At 64.1% G+C, this 18,544-nt stretch carries 9 protein-coding genes; 3 read left to right on the top strand and 6 right to left on the bottom strand.

Annotation, left to right across the window (positions count from 1 at the left end; genetic code table 11):
• The first annotated feature begins 3 nt into the window (after window positions 1-3).
• The 3 genes from H7B90_RS22765 to H7B90_RS22755 all read left to right on the top strand — a co-directional run bounded on the left by H7B90_RS22765 (window position 4) and on the right by H7B90_RS22755 (window position 3,975).
• Window positions 4-519 carry a MauE/DoxX family redox-associated membrane protein gene (locus H7B90_RS22765; RefSeq protein WP_185138194.1) on the top strand — a complete coding sequence of 172 codons (516 nt, stop codon included), beginning with the start codon at window positions 4-6 and terminating at the stop codon, window positions 517-519.
• A gap of 823 nt (window positions 520-1,342) precedes the next feature.
• Complete coding sequence (locus tag H7B90_RS22760) at window positions 1,343-2,689, top strand: ABC transporter substrate-binding protein (protein WP_185138193.1); 1,347 nt, start codon at window positions 1,343-1,345, stop codon at window positions 2,687-2,689.
• Window positions 2,686-3,975 (top strand): ABC transporter substrate-binding protein, encoded by a 1,290-nt coding sequence (locus H7B90_RS22755; RefSeq protein ID WP_185138192.1) that lies wholly within the window; start codon window positions 2,686-2,688, stop codon window positions 3,973-3,975. Before H7B90_RS22760 ends, H7B90_RS22755 begins: the two co-directional genes overlap by 4 nt.
• 479 nt (window positions 3,976-4,454) lie before the next feature.
• Here the strand turns inward: H7B90_RS22755 and H7B90_RS22750 are convergent, their stop codons facing one another.
• The 6 genes from H7B90_RS22750 to H7B90_RS22725 form a co-directional block, all read right to left on the bottom strand.
• A complete protein-coding gene (locus H7B90_RS22750) occupies window positions 4,455-7,196 on the bottom strand; it encodes an alpha-mannosidase (RefSeq protein WP_185138191.1) in 2,742 nt (913 codons plus the stop codon).
• 71 nt (window positions 7,197-7,267) lie between these two features.
• Entirely contained in the window at window positions 7,268-10,396 is a 3,129-nt protein-coding gene (locus H7B90_RS22745) for an alpha-amylase family protein (RefSeq protein WP_185138190.1), read from the bottom strand.
• Window positions 10,389-11,714, bottom strand: coding sequence for a glycoside hydrolase family 125 protein (locus tag H7B90_RS22740; protein ID WP_185138189.1), 1,326 nt, complete (start codon window positions 11,712-11,714; stop codon window positions 10,389-10,391). The genes H7B90_RS22745 and H7B90_RS22740 overlap by 8 nt, the downstream gene beginning before the upstream one ends.
• Window positions 11,715-11,858: 144 nt before the next feature.
• Window positions 11,859-15,182: an alpha-mannosidase gene (locus tag H7B90_RS22735; protein WP_185138219.1), complete on the bottom strand. Its 3,324-nt coding sequence runs from the start codon at window positions 15,180-15,182 to the stop codon at window positions 11,859-11,861.
• A gap of 8 nt (window positions 15,183-15,190) precedes the next feature.
• Complete coding sequence (locus tag H7B90_RS22730) at window positions 15,191-17,500, bottom strand: glycoside hydrolase family 3 N-terminal domain-containing protein (RefSeq protein ID WP_185138188.1); 2,310 nt, start codon at window positions 17,498-17,500, stop codon at window positions 15,191-15,193.
• 116 nt (window positions 17,501-17,616) lie between these two features.
• Window positions 17,617-18,540, bottom strand: coding sequence for a carbohydrate ABC transporter permease (locus H7B90_RS22725; RefSeq protein ID WP_185138187.1), 924 nt, complete (start codon window positions 18,538-18,540; stop codon window positions 17,617-17,619).
• Window positions 18,541-18,544 lie beyond the last annotated feature (4 nt).

The raw sequence follows: 18,544 nt of genomic DNA, 5'->3' as shown, positions 1-18,544 counted from the left end.
CTAATGCTGAGGCTATTCATCGACGCGGGTATCGCGCTCCTGTTCTTGTCGGCATTCTATTTCAAGATCCGGACGCCGAGGGATACTATTCGGAATATCCGGTCTTACCGGATCGTCGAAGGAAAATGGGCGGTTGCGGCCGCGGTTCTCCTGTTGGCAGCCGAGCTGTCGATCGGGTTCGGCTTCGCGTATGACGCGTTCGGACGGTGGAAGGAGGTGGCCGCCGTCGGAATGCTGGTCTTTTTCCTCTTTGCTCTTAGCAAGAAGAATAGCAGAGACTCGGTCGACTGTGGCTGCTTCGGATCCATCCATTGGCTGAATCGCCACCCCTACGGACGGAACGTTGCCATGATCCTGGCGATCGCAGCGCGCGAGTGGCTGCCCGGAAGGGACGCATCCGTTCAGAGTTCCACCCTGCTGCTACTGTTGATCGTTCTCCTAATATTGGCGGCGGATTTGGCTGTTCTTATCCGACTCGAAAAGGAGTATTCGGCCGATGGCGATCTTAGGGCGCTATGAGTTGTTGATCGTCCTGGCCGCTCTTGCCGTCTTGGCTGTGGCGGGAGGGATAGCGAGGTTCGTCCGCCTAATCCGCCTCCGGGAGAATCGGCTAGTCGAACAGTTGTGGGAGGACTTAAGGTTCGCTGAGCCGCTGAAGAGCGGCCATCGACTGCTCCTCACTCTTCGAATGGATTCGAAGGAATTCGCTCTTCTGGATAAGCTCCTTCAAGACGATTCGCTCCCCCGGCTGCATGTCTGTCTTCTAGCTCCTCCCTGGCTCGCACAAGCTAAGCAGGCAATCTGGCCGAATCATGCCGTCCAGTCGGGAGAGCAATGTGAGAGCTGCCGGAAGATCGGCTCTACGGGCCCTCGAATCTTCGTCGTCCAGGGCGGCGTCATCCGCGAGAGAAGCAGAGAGCCTTTCATGTACCTGAAGGAATGGTCTCGCCGGACCGCACCTTGATCGCAAGGCAGAACGATCTGCAAGGCGGATCTGATCGACTCCGCCTTGCAGATCGTTGGCCCGGCCCGAATTAGCAATCGCAGTCTTGCCAGATGCTGTTGTTCCAGTAGCAATAAGACGGCGCCCCGGATACCGGAGGTCTGCATTTGTCCCAGATGTTCAGGTACAATGCCTGATTGCTCCAGCCTTCGCAAGCTTGACCGCAGGTGTACGTAGCGGTGCAACCGCCTTCATTGATCCATCCGCTCGGACATGCCATTCGTCTCACCTCCTTAAATTTGATTATTTGTAGTATATAAGCCGCCGGGTAGCCTTGAAATAAACGACCGATTAACGTTCGATTAACTTCGCCTTATTCTTTCGGAGAGGAGATTGCCGATGCTACGACGCTTGATACCCGCCATTACGGCGCTGATACTCGCCGCGTCGCTCGCCTCGGGCTGCACGGAGAGCAAGAAGGAGCTCTTCGACAAGTCTGAGCACGCCACGCTGAAGGTGCTCGGCGACGGAGACGAACGAAGCTTCTACAGCACGTACGGAGACGATTTCAACCAAGAATATCCGAACGTCGAGTTCGAATTCGTCAGCTTCCAGGACATGGCTTCCGGTCAGACGACCGAGGAATTCATCAAGGCCGAGAGTCCGGATATCGTTATCGCCCAACGATACAACTACCCGGAGCTCTCCCGCAGCGGATTGCTCGCCGATCTGAGTCCCTTCGTCAAGCGCGACGAATACGATTTGTCGACCTTCTCGGCTCCCGTCCTCGACCTGCTTCGCGCGACGGACGGGGAGACACTCTACGGACTCGCGCCTTATTTCAACAGTCTTGCATTGTTCTACAACGCCGCCCTCTTCAGTCAGTTCGGTATCGATCCTCCCCGGGACGGAATCTCATGGGAGCAGCTCTTCCAGCTCGCCCAGCGGTTCCCCTCGGATGCCGGGGTCTCCGGTCTCAGCTTCGACGGCACGTCTCGGCCCTTGACATCTCTAGGCACGCTGTTCCTTCAAGTGGGCAAAACGAAAGGGCTTCGGGCGACGGCGCCCGAAAGCACCCAGCCGCTCATCAATTCCGAACCGTGGCAGGCGGCGGCAAACCTCGTCATCGACGCTTACCGGTCAGGGACATTGGCTATCGACGACAGTCGGGCGATGCTCGCTCCGGACGATGCCGTCAAGAAGAACGAATTCGCCTCCGGCCGAAGCGCGATGACGATCGGAGGCTTCGCGACGTTGCAGTTAATCGATCGCTCCTTGTTCCCGCTTGAAGGCGTCAACCCGGTCGATTACGGAATCGTGGCCATGCCGGTCGACCCGGCCCGGCCTGACGTCGGATCGACAGCCGAACTTGGGGGCGTCCTATGTCTCTATGCGGATTCGGGCAAGAAGGAAGCGGCGTGGGCGTTCATCGGCTACCTGGGCGGCGACGCTCACGCCAAGCTCAAATCCCGGTCAAGCAACCAATTGCTGTCCCGGACTTCGCATCAGAAGGAACTCGTCCCGGGCAAAAGCCTGGAGCCCTTCTACTCCTTCCGAGCCGATTCCCAAGCCGACCCCTACATGGGCGTGGACCCCCGGGTTTACAGCTCGTTCGCCAAGATTATCGACGGGAAGCTGAAGCACGCAGTCCTTGGGGAGGTGAGCGTGGAAGAGGCGCTAGACGAAGCGGTATTGGAAGGCGGCGCCATGCTCCGGGATTTCGCGAACAAGGAGGGCGGCTCATGAGACGGCGTTCCGGGCATGCGATTGTCGCCAGCCTCCTGCTCTTCAACTTCGTTGCAACGGGATGCCAGGAAGAGAAGCCGTTCGGAGAGAAGAGCCGTGCCGAGTTGAGCGTCATGTACGGAGACGAGCGCAGCTTCGAAGCCGATTACGGACGCGCCTTCAGAGCCAAGTATCCGAACGTGGAATTCCGGGTAGTGCCGATCTCTTCCGAACCGGACGATTGGCCGGATATCGTTCTGTCCGGGTTGTCCGACTACGAACGACGGGCCGCCGACGGGACGATCGCGAGCCTCGAGCCGCTTATTCGGCGGGACCGGTACGATCTAGCCAACGTAGCCCCCTCCGTGCTTCGCCTTCTGAGAGGGTACGGCGCGGGCGAACTTTACGGGCTTGCTCCCGTTTTTTCCGCGAGGGCTCTGTATTATAACGAAGATTTATTTAAGGAAAAGGGGGTCGCTCCTCCGGCAGACCGGATGACCTGGCCGGAAGTGCTTCGCCTCGCCGAACGGTTCCCCGTCCAAGGAGACGATGACGACGATATCTACGGGTTGACATTGCCCTCGTCTTCCTCCTTGGGTTCCTTGCTGACCGATATCGGGCAGTCCGAAGGGCTGACGCTTATCGATCCCGTCGGGCAGGCGCTCCTGTTCGACTCGCCGAAGTGGGGGGAGACGGCTGATTTGATGCTTAGAGCTTTCAAATCGGGGACGGTCCGTATCTCGGGCGAGCCGGTCGGACGTACGCCCGACGAGATGCTCCGCAGCCATCTCTTCGCGGCAGGCCGAAGCGCGATGGCCGTTCAGGACGAATCGCTGCTTGCTCTTCTGTCTTCGGGCGTGATCTCCGTCCCGTTCACCTATTCCATTGTCGCCGCGCCCGTCAGTTCCCAGGATCGGAACGTCGCCTTCGGGCAGAGCCTGAACGTCATCTTCAGCATTCACTCCGCTTCGCGGGCGAAGGACGCCGCTTGGGAATTCATCAAGTTCGCGGCGGGAGACGAACGGGCCCGTCGCGAGTCTCGATCCGGCAGCGCGCTTGTCGCCCGCACCCCTTATCAATACGAGCGTGAAGAGCGGTACGAAGCCTTCTACGCCTTGGACGCGAACCCGGATCTGCGCCCGCTCTCCGAACTCAATCCGGAAGCGCAAGCGGCCTTAATGCGCTTGCTCGATGAAGGACTGAATTCGGTTCTGGAGGAGCGCCAGACCTGGGAGGAAGCGGTCGCCCAAATGAAGGAGAAGGCGGAGCCAGTCTTGAAGGAGGCGTTCAGAGAAAAAACAAACTAACGGCGTCCTTGCATTCCGTCGGGACTTCAACCCTGACCTCCGGCGGGAGCTGTAACGAATCCAGGAGACGCTATTTCGCTCAAAACAGCCCATTCTCGAACTCTAACGAATCCACGCGACGCTATTTGGGGTCCATCGGGCAAAAAGAGGGGGTTCGGAACGAAATAGCGTCGCTGGAGTTCGTTAGAACGGAAAATCCCGCTTTTCTGGCCAAATAGCGCTTCTGGGGTTCGTTAGCCGCCGAGAGTTCGAACGCGTCATGTGCGGGGATACGGCGATGCAGCGGATAAATCGTTAATTAGAGCGTTCGCGCGGCTGCTTCGAGGCTTTGCAACGGATGAAACATTAGTTGGAGTGCGGGATATGTGCGAGTATGGGGATGCAGCGGATGAATCGTTAGTTAGAAGCCTGCCCGAGACGCATAGAAAAATCCCAAGGACCCTCGGGACCTTGGGATTTTTCGATCGCAGGCTTGCGCCTTATTTCATAGCGACGACGCCGAGCGTCAGAATCTCGCACGGGCCGACGGGCAGGCTCAGCGAGCCGTCCGCGTCCGCGCCCATGGCGCCGCCGTCGACGTTGCGTTCCAGCACGTCGCTCCGGTAGAACGGCTGGTACGATTCCAGCCCCCCGAGCCGAAGCTTCGACGCCTGCGGACGCAGGTTGTACCAGCGCAGCATCGCGCTGCCGTCTTCCTCGCCGATCTTGAGCGAGGAGAATGCCAAGCCTTCGCCTTCCCACTCGAAGGCGGCGCCGACGGGCGCGAGCTTGCCCCCGTGCACGCCGGTCTGCGCGACCGTCCACGGCACCTGGAACCGGTACGCCTCCGCGTAAGCGCCGTCGACGGCGCCGTCCCCGCGGTGCGGCACGATCTCGAGCTCGACGCTCTGCTCGCCGAGGCACTGCGCTTCCGGCGTCGGGAAGACGCCCCAGTCGCCCAGCTCGGCGACCGAGCGGAGCAGCGTGACGGCGATCGTGTTGCGCCCATCGCGCAGCACCTCGTACTCGTTCAAGCCGCGGTTCGCGATCGCCAGGCCATAAGCCGAGTCGGCGACGTCGACGAACGCCTGCTGGTGCTGGGCGTTGCTCGGGTTCTTCCATTCGGCGGCCGGCTCGTTGTCGCGCACGGCGACCTCGAAGATGGAGTCCGCGCGATGGACGGAAGTCTTCAGGTCGGTCGGGAACAACGCCCGCAGCCGATGGTCCTTCGCCCGGTTGTCGAACTCGGCCCGGACGCCGACGCCTCGGCCCCCGCGCTCCAGGCTGACGACCGTGCGGATCGTCAGCGGGACGGTCTCCCGCACCCGCTGCGCCTTCCGTTCCGGGAAGTAGACCGCTTCTTGCTTCTCGATCTCGAACATCTGATCGGCCGAAGCCGGAACGGCCCAGCGGTGAACGATCTCGATCGCGGCGCGGTACGGCTCGTCCTCGACGACGCGAATCTCCGCCGCGAGCCCGCGGGTCGTCAGCGGCGTCTCGCCGTTCGGCTGCTTGTACATATATTCGTTGCCGATATCGCCCGTGTCCTCGTAGATCAGCAGATCGCGGAACGTGCGGCCGGTCGCCTTGTCGGTCACCGCGAGCGTGCCGTCGTCGGCCACTTCGACGCGCAGCCGTTCATTCTCGAGCGTGCGCGCCCCCTTGACGAGCGACGGCGCCGGGCCGGATGCGGCCGGAGCTTCCGCCTTCGCCCAGGCGTAAGCCTTCCAGCCGAGCGCCGGAACGCCCGTCGCTTCGAACGTCAGCTTCGCGCGGCGCGTCCAGTACGCCTGCCGGAACTTGTCGTCCGGCAAGTCGTAGCCGAACTGCAGGCCGAGGTCCTCGACCTTGCAGGCGACGGCGTTCCCTTCCGCGTCGACGAGCGTCCGGCCGCCGAGGTCGAGATCCTTCATCCGCCGGGTCATCTCTTCCGGCGGCAGCCCGTCGCGGTAGTAAATCCGCTCGACGTCCAGCTCGATCTCGACCGTGCCGGAGCGCTCCCATCCGGTCGTGTTGAACACGACGAGCGGCAAGGCTTCCGCGCCGAAGCGCTCGAACGCGGACGTGTCGACCGCGTCCGCCGCCGCCCGCTTGCTGTCGTCGATGACCGACTCGGCTACGTGTTTGCTTTTCTCGAACCGGGTCACCATCTCGCGATGAACCTCGTCGACGCTGCACCCGCAGATGCTGTCGTGCGGATGGTTCTGCATAAGCGTCTTCCACGCGTACGTCAGCAGATGGTGCGGGTAGCTCTCGCCGACTCCGTGCGCGATCGCCGCCAGCGGCTCCGCCACCTTCTCGAGCAGCGTCTGCCCGCGCTGGTTCATCTGCTTCAGGTACACCCGCGCGGAGGCGGTGTTCACGAGCGTCGACCATCCGTCGGTGCGCTGGCTGCGCAGCTCGCCCTTCACGACGGACAGGCTTCGGCTGAGCGAACGCTTCACGGCGTCCAGATAGTCGGCGAAGTTCGAGTGAACGAAGTCCGTGTCCGGGTACAGCTTGCGGGCCACCCGCATCGCCTCCGGCAGGTCGGTCTGAATCGGCTGATGGTCGCAGCCGTTCATGTAGAGCAGCTGGCTCGTCGACGCGTACTTCTCGGCGTCCGCCAGTTTGCGGTCCCAGTACGCCTTCGCTTCCGCTTCGTCCGCGGGCACTTCGTTGCCGTTCGAGTACCAGTTGGCGAACAGAATGCCGAGCACCCGCGACCCGTCCGGCCCTTCCCAGATCAGCTCCGAGAACGAGGACTCGTATTCGGAATCGGCGACCGTGTTGTTGAACCCGGTTGGCTTGACGCCGCGGCCGAACACGGCGTTGTCGATGCCGGCCTGCTTCAGAATCTGCGGAGCCTGGCCGATGTTGCCGAACGTGTCCGGGAAGTAGCCGACCTTCGACACGGTTCCGTACCGGGCGGCATCGCGGTGCCCGATGAGCAGGTTGCGCAGGTTCGCCTCCCCGCTCGTCAGGAACGCGTCCTGCAGAATGTACCAAGGCCCGATATGAATGCGCCCTTCCCGGATCCACTTCTCCAGCCGCTCCCGGCGGTCGGGGCGCACCTGGAGGTAATCCTCTAGAATGATCGTCTGGCCGTCGAGGAAGAAGCTGCGGTACTCCTCGTCCCGCTCCAGCGTGTCCATCAACGTGTCCATAAGGCGGATCAGTCTGACGTGGTGCTTCTCGTATGGCAAATACCATTCGCGGTCCCAATGGGTGTGCGAGATGATATGGGCGGTTCTTCTCTCCATCCTTCCGGTCTCCTCTCTTTAAGCTCCGGTTATGCTTCGATTCCGTCTCCGTCCAATTCTCCGGTTCAGGTTCAGCCGGCGGCCTCCGCATCCACGTCCGTCTCTTCCGGGCGGTAGACGGCGGACAGCCGACCCTCCGGATCCGCGGCGAACAGCACCGAGCGTTCTCTCTCCAGCAGGAACGAATAGATCGCGCCGCTGGCGGGATCCTTCACCCGGATCGGCGCGTCGAAGGCGTATTCCGATACGAAAACGAACAAAGACCCCTCGGCGAACCGAAGCCGCCGTCCGTACACGCCCGGCAAATCTCCGCCTTCCAGCCATTCGAGCTCGGACCCGCAGCCCGCCGCCTCCAGCGCGTACGTATACAGCGCGGCGATCGGCTCGCTCCGCTCGTTCAATTCCACCGGCAGCGGGCACCAGATCAGCCGGCCGCCGCCGTACGGCACGTCGACGACGGCATCGGCGCCGCGCCGCGAACCTCCGGCTGCCGCAGCAGCCGGAACTTCCTTCGCGACCTCGGCGATGCGCCGGCTCCCGAAGCTGACGGCGTAGCTCCGCCCGCCGACGGCGAGCCGCTCCTCGCGAACGACGTTGCCGATCGTCCGCTTGCCGAGAGCGTCCGCGAGCCGGTCCGTGTGCCGCCAGTAGGCGTCGAGCCCCGCCGGCCCGGTCACGAGCAGCGTCGCCCCCGTCCGGTCGACGATTGCGAGCAGCTCGGCGAACGCCTCGTCGTCCACGTTGTGCGGGGACGGCAGCATAATCAGCTTCGCCGGATGCTCCTCCAGCGGCTTCAGATCGTACTCCGACACCCCGCGGAAGGGCACCTTCAGCTCGTACCCGAGCACGCGCGTCAGCTTCGTCGTGGCGTCGAACGCCAGCTTCCGGTTCGAGAAATCGTTCGAATACGGGAACACGACCGCGACGTCCTCCAGCTCTCGCTCCCGGAACAGGTCGCGCGCCTTCTCCATGAACGCGCCGAAGTCGTACGACACGTCCGCCTCCGGCTTCTCCGTGCCGTCCGCTCGCAGCGCGCCGATATGCGATTCGTTCGCGTTGTCCATGTAGAAGTTCGTGTTCCAGATCCAGTGGATCGCGCCCGCTCCCCCCGCCGCGAAGGCGTAGGCGTACTTGCGCTCCAGCATCGCCTTCAGCTCCCGCTCGGTGCGCTTGGCGAGCCCTTCCGGCGTCTCCACGTACATGATGCCGGTCTCCTGCACGACGTTCGGCTTGTCCGCCGTCTTGGCGAAGACGCCGTCCCACAGCAGCTGGTCGTTCAGCCACCACGAATGGACCGTCGTGTAGTCGGCCGCCTCGCCGTAGAAGAACGGAGACGGCCGCTGCGCGCCCAAGGCCTCGTCCTGGCCGACCGTGACGAGATGGTCCGGACAGACGTCCTTGATCGCGGCGACCAGCTGCCTGGCCCAGCGATTATGCATCTCCATCGAGAAAAGCACGTAATCCAGCCAGCGAGTGCCTTTCTTGCCCTGATGCATATCCTGCACGTCGAAGTTGATCTCCTCCGGCTCCGGGACGGCCGCCGACGCGAAGTCCGGCAGCTCGCCCGGCGTCATGCTCCAGCGCTCGCGCAGAACTTCGATCCGCCCATGGCGCTTCTCCAGCCATTCCGAGAAGGCGGCCTGCTCGAACGGGTCGCGGGAGGAACGGGGGCCATTGGAGAAGATCCGCTCCGGATCGAACATCGAAGGCTCGTTGATGAGGTCCCAATCGACGTGCTTCGTGTCGCGATGGCGGCTCACGATCGAGCGGACGAATCTCTTCTGCGCTTCCACGCTTCGCGGATCGAGATAGGGGTTGCGCCCCTCCCACGGCTCCGGCGTGAACGAGAAGAACGTGAACGTCACCTGCAGCCCGTGCCTCTTCGCCGTCAGCAGGAACGCATCGATCGAGCGCAGCGCCTCCTCCGACGCATGGCCGTCCACCTGCATGACGTTGCGGTACGCCGTCCAGATGCCCGTGCGAATCCAGTTGATGCCCGCCCGGCGCATCTGCGCCATGTCGCGGTCCCAGACCGAGACGTTCGGGAGGAAAAGAAACTTGCGGGCCACGTCGGACGTCATATATGTCATCCCGACGATGGGCAGCGGGCGGCCGTCCTTCTCGAAGTAGTCGCGGCCCGCCCGGATCGGCGTTCCTTCGGCGAGCAGAGCCGCGTCCGCTCCCCAGAAGCCTTGGCGGAGAATCCGCACTTCGCCGTCCTCCGACTCGGCGCGGCAGACGACGCGGTAATAGCCGCTTCGCAGGTCCTGCCAGACCGGGATGCGCCACAGCTTCAATTCGCCCGTCACCGTCTCCTCGAAGGGGAAGCGGACCGGATCGCCCGTGCCGTCCTCGCGTCCGACGCAGAGGTCGAACGTCCATCTCCGGGCGGCTCCCGCTTCGCCGCGGCCGAGCCCTTGCGCCTGCAGCGTCAGCATCGGGCGCTCGTTCAGCTCATACGTAGCGTAGCTCGGCTTCAGCCACAGCTCGGTCACTCCCGCCGCGCAGAAGGCCATCCACTTCCCGAGCGCCTTAAGCCCGCCTCGGGCGGCGAAGCCTTCGCCCAGCGGCTGGTTCGCGAACAGCCAGCGCCCGCCGGCGAAGTCGCCCTTCGTGTTCTCCCACAGGACGACGGGGGCGGAGACCTCGCGGCCGTCCGCCGTTACGCCCTTCAGAAGCGCGTGGATATGCGCGTCCATCGGTCCCGCCGAGCCCATCTGGTGCGGCAGATCGCTCGACTTCGTCACGTGCGGCACCAGGTTCCACGTATCCGCCGCTTCGAACAGCCCTTCGCTCCCCTGAAGCAGCGGAATATCCGCCGACGACTTGAGGGTTACGATCCGCTCGGAGCCGACTCGCAGCATCTCGTGGATGCGCAGTTTGCGGTGATAGGCGGTCTGCTCCGCCTCGACGCGCCACTCGCCTCCCTCGAGGCGAACCGGCTTGCGGAACGGGGCGCCTCCCGCGCTGATCAGCCCCCCTCCCCGCTTCAGGTAAGCGAGGATGTCTTCCCAAGCGGCGACGGGGAAGTAAGGGGCGTGCAGGGAGACGAAGCAGCCCCCGACGAGCCCGGCCAGAGTCTCCCCCAGCTCGGCCGCGCCGACCACCCAGCCCAGCTCCTTCAATTGTTCGGCCTCGGACGCGCTCAGAACGGGAGCCCCGGGGAAGGCGGGGTCGTAGAAAACGATTTTTTTATCCATCGAGCAACCCGTCCTTCATGGCCTTGTAAACCAGCTGCGAGAACAGGCTGTTCGACCAGGCGAACCACTTGCGCGTGAACTGGTTCGGATCGTCGGCGTGGAAGCCCTCGTGCATGAACCCGGTGTCCGCGTCCGTCGCCTCCAGCATCGCGATCATCTCCAGCTTCTCCTCGGCGGTCGCCGCCGTCAGCCCCTGCATGGACAGCGCCATGTGCCAGATGTAGTCCGGCGGGGTGTGCGGGCTTCCGATCCCCTTCGCGGCCTTGCCTTCGTAGTAGAACGGATTCTCCCGGCTCAGGGCGAACCGGCGCGTGTTCTTGTAGATCGGGTCGTCCGCCGTCACGTAGCCGAAATACGGAATGGACATAAGCCCCGGCGTGCCCGCGTCGTCCATGAGGCAGTAGTTGCCGTAGCCGTCCGTCTCGTACGCGTAGATCGGGCCGAACTCCGGATGCCGGTAGATGCCGTACAGCTTGATGCCGTGGTCGATCTCCTGCTCCAGCTCCTTGAGCTCCGCCAGCAGCGCCATGTCGCGGAACACCCACTCGGCGAACTCCTGCATGTGCCGCAGAGCGACGACCGCGAACATGTTGCCCGGGACGTTGTAGTGGAAGTCGCAGGCGTCGTCGCTCGAGCGGAAGCCGGACCAGACCATGCCCGTGTAGTTGACCGGCATGCCGAGCCCGCCGCCCCGCAGGGAGTCGGTCGGGATGCCGTTGTTGCGCGTGAAGCGGTACGGAGACCGCTCGAAGTGGCGCTGCTCGGTCTTGAACAGGTCGACGATCGCCCGCATCGCCAGCTTGAAGTCGGCGTCGAACACGTCCGCGCGGCCCGTCTCCTTCCAGTACAGGTACGCGAGACGCATGGAGAAGCAGAGGGAGTCGATCTCGAACTTGCGCTCCCACACCCACGGCGACATCTCGGTGACGTCGGTCGTGTTCCAGTGCCAGTCGCTCGCCGATTCGTTGAACGCGTTGGCATACGGATCGAGAAGGATGCAGGCGACGTGGCGGCGGATCAAGCCGGCGATGAGGCTCCGCAGCTCGGGATCTTCCTTGGCCAGCGGCACGTAGTGGACGACCTGTTCGACCGAATCCCGCAGCCACATCGCCGGGATGTCGCCGGTGATGACGAACGTCGTGCCGTCGTCCAGCCGCTTCGTCGTCGTCTCGAGCGTGTTCGGGAAGCAGTTCTTGAACAGCTTAAGCAGCTTCGGGCGATGCGCGAGCTTCGTCTCGGCTTCGGCCAGCACGTCCTGCACGGCCTTCGGCAGCGCGAGCTTCGGCATCTCGATCTGGGGCAATCTGAATTGTTCCATTTTTGAAGGATCTCCACCTTAGAACAGGCCCGGCGGAAGGAGCTCCGCGGCCGAGGGAGGGAATCGGCGCTTCCCGCTCCTCCCGCTCCGTCGCCGCCGGCTCCGTCGCCCAGTCGGCCTTGCGATATTTTATAACAACGGCGTTTAACGCCCTTTGATTTTAACGGTCTTAATCTCGAACGGGGCGAAAACCAGCTCGATGCGGCCGCCCTCCGGGGACAGCGGCTCCAGCTCCTCCTCCAGGGCATTCGAGACGAACGCCCCCTCGAACGGCCTCGGCCAAGTCAGGGCGGCGCGGCCCCGGCCTCCGGACGATTCGTACAGGCGAAGCACGATTCCGTCCCCGTCTTCGGCCGGCTTGACCGTGTCGAGCACGACGTGCTCGCTCTCGAACGGCAGCAGGACCCCGTCCGCCGGCAGCTCGCCCCGGCCCGGCAGCGCCTTCCGCGCGATCGCGTCCGCGTTGAGCTCGGCCGCCCGGCGAACCGTACGGGCCGCTCGCCAATCCCCTTCGTGAGGATACAGCGAATAGGTGAAGCGATGCTCGCCGAGATCGGCCGTATCGTCCGGCCACTTCGGCGCCCGCAGCAGCGACAGGCGAAGCGTCGTTCCTTGAACGTCATAGCCGTACTTGCAGTCGTTCAGGAGGCTGACGCCGTAGCCGTATTCGGAGACGTCCGCGAACCGGTGGCCGCATACCTCGAACTGCGCCTGCTCCCAACTGGTGTTCCGATGGGTGGGACGCTCCAGCGCCCCGAACGGAATCTCGAAGGTCGCCTTGCTCGCGACGACGTCGATCGGGAAGCCGACCTTGAGCAGCTTGTTGTCTTCGTTCCAGGAGACGCTCGTCCGGAAGTCGATTCTCTTGTCGTGCTTGTAGAAAAGAATGTCCTGGCGGATCTCCGAGCGGTGAAGCCGCCAGCGGAACCGCAGGACGTCCATCGTCTCGCCTCGCAAAACGACTCCCTTCTCGAGCAGCTCGGCCTCCCCGGCCCGCTGCGACTCGTAGCGGTCGTCGATGTCCCAGGCGTCCCACAGCGTCGGACGGTCGTAGTAGAAGTGGAAGCGGTTCGCCGCTTCTCCGGGCTTCACGATCTCGCGGTTCGCTTCCTTGTCGAAGAGGCTGACGATCTCGCCCCGCCCGTTGAAGCGCGCGGAGTACGCCGGCGTCTCCCAGCGGTCGCCGAGAGGCTGTCCGGCGCCCGGCAGCTCTTCGTCTCCAGCCGCGGGCAGCCCCGCGCCGTTCCCCGAATCGCCCGCCGATCTCGCCGGGCCCGCCGAGCCGTTCGAGCTCGCCGAGTCTTTCAAGTCCGCCGAACCCTTCAAGCCCGCCATGCCTTCCACGCCCGCCGATCTCGCCGCTCCCGTTCCCGCAGCCGCTGCCCCGCTTGCTGCCGCTCCGTCCTCGCCGCGAAGCCAGATCGTCCGGTAGCCGAAGGCCGGCACGCCGGGAACGAGCACCGCGAGCCCGCCTTCCTCCGTCGCGTCGCAGGGCAGCCGGCGGCCTTCCGAATCGAACGCGGCGACGGCGCCTTCCCCGACGACCCCGGCAGCGCCCTCAAGCTCCGCCAGCACGTCCCGCTTCCAGCCCAAGCCGTTAAAGACGACGTAAGGCGCGCCCTCGGCGGCCGACGCGTCGATCCGCTCGGCGAGCAGAGGCAGCACGGCGTTCAGGCTCGCGCGCCCATGCTCTTCGATCTCCCCGTACTCCTTCTCCGACGTGCGGTAGGCTTCAGAGATCGCGGAGCCCGGGATGATGTCGTGGAACTGGTTCAGCAGAATAAGCTTCCAGCCTTCATGGAGCCGTCCGCGCAGCTCCCGTTCGCTCTCCGCGCTTAGATCCGGAAGAGCCAGCGACAGCCACAGCTCGGCTTCGCGATACAGCAGCTCCGCCTTCCGGTTGCTGCGCTTGTTCCGCCCGTGCGTCGTGTACGTGCCGCGATGCAGCTCCAGGTACAGGTCGCCGTGCCAGGAAGGCAGCTTGTCGCGGCTGCCCTCGACGCCGGCGAAGAAGTCGGCGGCGGTGCCGTACCGGCTCGCCGGCTGGCCGACCATCAGCTCGGAACGGCCGATGGATTCGAGCATCTCGCGCGTCACCCCGCCGCCTCCGTCGCCGTGGCCGTAGAGCAGCATCTGCTCGGGATGGACCGACTTCTGGCGGTACGACTGCCAATGGTCGTGGACATCCTTCGGCAGCGTATGCTCGTTGACGCCGTGGTTCAGATAGGACAGAATCGGCGTGCCGTCGATGCCGACCCAGTGGAACAGGTCGTACGGGAAGACGTTCGTGTCGTTCCAGCCCAGCTTCGTCGTCATGAAGCAGGAGATGCCGCCGTGCTTCAGAATCTGGGGCAGCGACGCGCAGTAGCCGAACGTGTCGGGCAGCCATTCGATCCGGGAGACGAGCCCGAACTCCTCTCGGTAGAACCGCTGGCCGTACAGCATCTGGCGCATGAGCGACTCCCCGCTCGGAATGTTCAGGTCGGGCTCCACCCACATGCCGCCGACCAGCTCCCACCGGCCTTCGGCGATTCTCGCCTTCACCCGGCCGTACAGCTCGGGATCGTTGTTCTTCAGGAACTCGAAGAGAATCGGCTGGCTCTGCGCGTATTTGAAGTCCGGGTACTCGCGCATCAGCGCGTCGACGGTCGAGAACGTCCGGCTCGTCTTGCGCACCGTCTCGCGAACCGGCCACAGCCACGCGATGTCGATATGGGATTGGCCGACCATGCGGATCGTGCCTTCCGCGTTGCCGCCGACGGCCCCGACGTCCGCCGCGAGCCTTTCCTCGATCCGCGATAGGACGCTCCCTTCGCGGATCTCCTCCCGAGTCAGGCCGACGAACGCGTCCATCGCCCGATAGAGCGCCTCGAACAGCCGCTGGCGGCGGAAGTCCGTCTCCGGCAGCAGCGCGGCCGAATCGCGGACGATCGTCGCCGCGTACAGCAGGCTCTGCGCCGCGCCGTTCGCCTGTGCGAGCTCGCTGCGGACTCCGGAGATCGGCGGCTGGATGACCGCCTGGCGATTGAGCGGATCGTTCGGCTCCGGAATCGGGTCGAACAGCTCGATCTCAAGCTCCGGCGAGAACCCGACCTGCGACGCGTCCAGCGCGGCGAACGTATGGTTCCGGTCCAGTCCCTGCCAGGACGCTCCGTTCACCCGGAGCAGCCCTTCGCCCCCGGATTCGAACAGCAGCCCGATCGCTCCGCGGGCAGGGTCCCATTCCGCGGGAATGTCCAGCTTCGTCCGGAAGAAGTACGTCGTCCCTTGCTTGCTGGGGAACGGGACGGTCCCGAGCTCCCGAACGTCTCCCTCATCGGTGAGTCCTCGTACCTCATAGCGCCCAAGCTCCTCGTATCGGCCCGGCAGGACGTACGTCTTCCGGTCGATCGTCCAACCGCGCACCGCTTGCCGTTCCAGCCACTGCGCCTCCGACAGCTCGCGCAGGAAGCGGTTCACTCTCTCCAGCACGCCGTTCATGCGCGGCCCTCCTCCTTCACGGCAAGCTCCGCCGCCAACGTCGCTTCCGAGCTGCCGCCGACGAGAATCCGGAACGCCCCCGGCTCGACGACTCTCCTGTAGCCTTCGCCGACGTATTCCAGCTCGGCGGGGCCGACCTTGAACGAGACGGTCCTCGTCTCGCCCGGGGCCAGCTCGACCTTGCGGAAGCCCTTCAGCTCCCGCTCCGGCCGGGTGTACGCGCTGGCCTTATCGGAGACGTACAGCTGCACGACTTCGGCTCCCGCGACCCCGCCTTCGTTCGTCACGTCCACCGTCACCGTCGCTTCTCCGTTCGGCGGGATGATTCCCGGCGACACGGTCAGATTGTCGTAGCGGTAGCTCGTATAGCTCAGCCCGAAGCCGAACGGGTACCGGGGGCGCGAATCGTCCTCCAGGTACCTCTTGCCTCTCGAACGCTTCCCGTTGTAATACACCGGAAGCTGGCCGACGCGCTTCGGGATCGAGAGGCTCAGCCGCCCCGAAGGGTTCGCGTCCCCGAACAGCAGATCGGCGACGGCATGGCCGCCTTCCTGCCCCGGGTACCAGGCTTCCAGAATCGCGTCCGCGTGCTCGTCGATCCACGGCTCCGCGATCGGCCGGCCGTTGATGTAGACGACGATCAGCTTCTTGCCCAGCTTGCGCACCTCTTGGATCAGCTCCAGCTGCACGCCCGCCAGGCGAAGCGACAGGCGGTCGATCCCTTCGCCGCAGTCCATGTCGTTCCAGGAATCTCCCGTCACGAGAGAAGCCCCGGTGCGCAGGTCGATCGTCCCTTCGCCGAAATCCCGGGCGCTCGAGCCCCCGACGACCATGACGACGGTGTCCGCCTGTTCCGCCGCGGCCAGGGCGGCGGGGAAGCCTTCCCGGTCGTCGCCGCGAATGCGGCAGCCCGGCGCGTAAAGCACGCGGTCCGGCTCGTCCGCGAACTTGGCGCGGATGCCCGCCAGCACCGTCGCGACCCTTCCGGCCGGCTGGGGAGACGTGTAATCGCCCAGCTGGTTATAGCCGTTGTCCGCGTTCGGCCCGATGACGGCGATCCGCCCGCAGCTATCCTTCGCGAGAGGGAGCGCGGCCGCTTCGTTCTTCAGCAGCACGGCGCCTTCCGCGGCAAGCCTTCTTGCGAGCTTGCGGTGCTCCTCGCTGCCGATGACTTCCCGGGCGCGCTTCGCGTCCGCGTAAGGCTTCTCGAACAGCCCGAGCCGGAACTTCAGCTTCAGAACGCGAAGCACGGCCCTGTCGAGCGCCTCCTCGTTCAGCTTCCCGGCCTTCAGCGCTCCTAATAAATACTTGCCGAACATCACGCCCGACATCTCCATGTCGATGCCGGCTTCGAGCGACCGCACGGCCGCTTCCATGCCGTCCTCGGCCACGTCGTGTCCGGCCGCGAGCATGTCGATCGCGCCGCAGTCGGTGACGATCATGCCGTCGAAGCCCCACTCGCCGACGAGGATGTCGTCCAGCAGCTTCTTGTTCACTGTGCACGGAACGCCATCGATCTCGTTGTAAGCCGGCATGACCGAAGCCGCTCCCGCTTCCACCGCCAACCGGAACGGGTGCAGGTCGACCTCGAGCAGCTCCCGCCAGCCCATATGAACGGGACCGGCATTGCGGCCGCCTTCCGAGCTGCCGTAGCCGACGTAGTGCTTCAGCGTCACGGCGACGCTGTCCTCGGAGTCCAGCCGCTCTCCCTGCATGCCCTCGACGGCCGCGACCGCCATCCGCCCGATCAGATAAGGATCCTCGCCGAAGCATTCCTCCGTCCGCCCCCATCTCGGGTCGCGCACGACGTCGAGCACCGGCGAATACGTGACGGCGCCTCCTTGGGCGCGGGTCTCGATCGCGACGGCGCGGCACATCTCCCGGTACAGCTCCGCGTTCCACGAGCTGCCGATCAGGAGCGGTACGGGGAACACCGTGCCCCCGATCGCCATATGCCCGTGCGAGCATTCCTCGCCGATCAGAAGCGGAATGCCCAGGCGGGAATTCTCGATCGCGTAACGCTGAATCTCGTTCACCGCTTCCGCGCCCTCCTCGGGCGAGAGCCCGGTGTCGAGGGTGACGCCCGTCCACGGATCCGCGCGAAGCGTTCCGTACAGAGCGCCGACTCCCCCGCGCGCGACCTGCTCCTTGAACGAGTCGGCCAGCTTTATTTTCCCATCTCTATGCTCATAAGCCTGCCAGCCGAACGGCTGAATCAGCTGGCCGACCTTCTCTTCCGCCGTCATCTGCCTAAGCAGCAGCTCCGCCCGTTCCTCGGCGGATCGGGTAGCGTCTCTGTAACTCATCTCTCACCCTTCTCTCGCGCTTTTGTCGCCCTTCTCTGCCCTTCTGTCGCGCGACTCCGCGCTTCTCTCCACCCTTGGCCATGCCGGCCCCCCGGACTCGCGCCCGGGGCCGCCGCTTATTCCTTGACCGAGCCGACGGTCAGGCCTTGCACGAAGTAACGCTGGAAGAACGGATAGGCGAAGATGATCGGCAGCGTCGCCAGCACGACCATCGCCATCCGGGCCGTATCCTGCGGCATCGAGGAGAGAGCCTCGAGGCTGACCGCGCTGTTGAGCGAATTCTGCTGAATGAACTGCATGCTCGATTCGATCCGCATAAGCATCGATTGAAGCGGAACCTTGCTCGGGGTGTCGATGTACAGCAGGGCGTTAAACCAGTCGTTCCAGTAGCCCAGCGTGCTGAACAAGCCGATCGTCGCCAGGCCCGGAAGCGACAGCGGAAGCACGAGGCGGATGAAGATCTTGAACTCGCCCGCGCCGTCGATCTTGCCCGATTCGATGATCGCGTCGGGAACGCCGGTGATGTAGAAGGTGCGCAGAATCATGATGTAGAAGGCATTCATCGCGAGCGGCAGGATCAGCGCCCAGATGTTGTCCTTCAGATGGAGCAGTTGAGTGACGACGATATAGGTCGGGATCATCCCGCCGTTGAACAGCATCGTGAACACGGCGAACAGGGAGAAGAATCTCCGGTAGGCGAAGCTCTTGCGGGAGACGGCGTAGGCGTACAGCGCGATCATCAGCAGGCTGACGACCGTGCCGACGACCGTCACCAGAATCGTGACCCCGTAGGAACGGAGCAGCGTATCGCCGGTCTCGAAAATATATTCGTAAGCCTTGAAGCTCCACTTCTCGGGGATAATGCGATACCCGTTGGCGGCGAGCGACTTCTCGTCGGTGAACGAGATGATCGCCACGAAGACGAACGGGAACACGCAGAGGAACGAGAAGAGAGCGGCTATGACGTTGAAGACGACGTTCCAGCCTTTCGTTATCTGGTGGAAGTTGCGCTTCTTAAGAGTACGGGGCGTTGCGGACATGCGG

Origin of the sequence: Cohnella xylanilytica (assembly GCF_014212175.1) — a bacterium.
Taxonomy (GTDB): Bacteria; Bacillota; Bacilli; order Paenibacillales; family Paenibacillaceae; genus Cohnella; species Cohnella xylanilytica.
Note: the sequence above shows the minus strand (reverse complement) of the source record. Positions and strands in the feature narration are given on the sequence as shown.

What these genes read in the sequence shown, in the direction of transcription:
- H7B90_RS22765 (WP_185138194.1), top strand. Translation starts at nt 4, where the DNA reads ATGCTGAGGCTATTCATCGACGCGGGTATCGCGCTCCTGTTCTTGTCG.
- H7B90_RS22760 (WP_185138193.1), top strand. Translation starts at nt 1,343, where the DNA reads ATGCTACGACGCTTGATACCCGCCATTACGGCGCTGATACTCGCCGCG.
- H7B90_RS22755 (WP_185138192.1), top strand. Translation starts at nt 2,686, where the DNA reads ATGAGACGGCGTTCCGGGCATGCGATTGTCGCCAGCCTCCTGCTCTTC.
- H7B90_RS22750 (WP_185138191.1), bottom strand. Translation starts at nt 7,196, where the DNA reads ATGGAGAGAAGAACCGCCCATATCATCTCGCACACCCATTGGGACCGC.
- H7B90_RS22745 (WP_185138190.1), bottom strand. Translation starts at nt 10,396, where the DNA reads ATGGATAAAAAAATCGTTTTCTACGACCCCGCCTTCCCCGGGGCTCCC.
- H7B90_RS22740 (WP_185138189.1), bottom strand. Translation starts at nt 11,714, where the DNA reads ATGGAACAATTCAGATTGCCCCAGATCGAGATGCCGAAGCTCGCGCTG.
- H7B90_RS22730 (WP_185138188.1), bottom strand. Translation starts at nt 17,500, where the DNA reads ATGAGTTACAGAGACGCTACCCGATCCGCCGAGGAACGGGCGGAGCTG.
- H7B90_RS22725 (WP_185138187.1), bottom strand. Translation starts at nt 18,540, where the DNA reads ATGTCCGCAACGCCCCGTACTCTTAAGAAGCGCAACTTCCACCAGATA.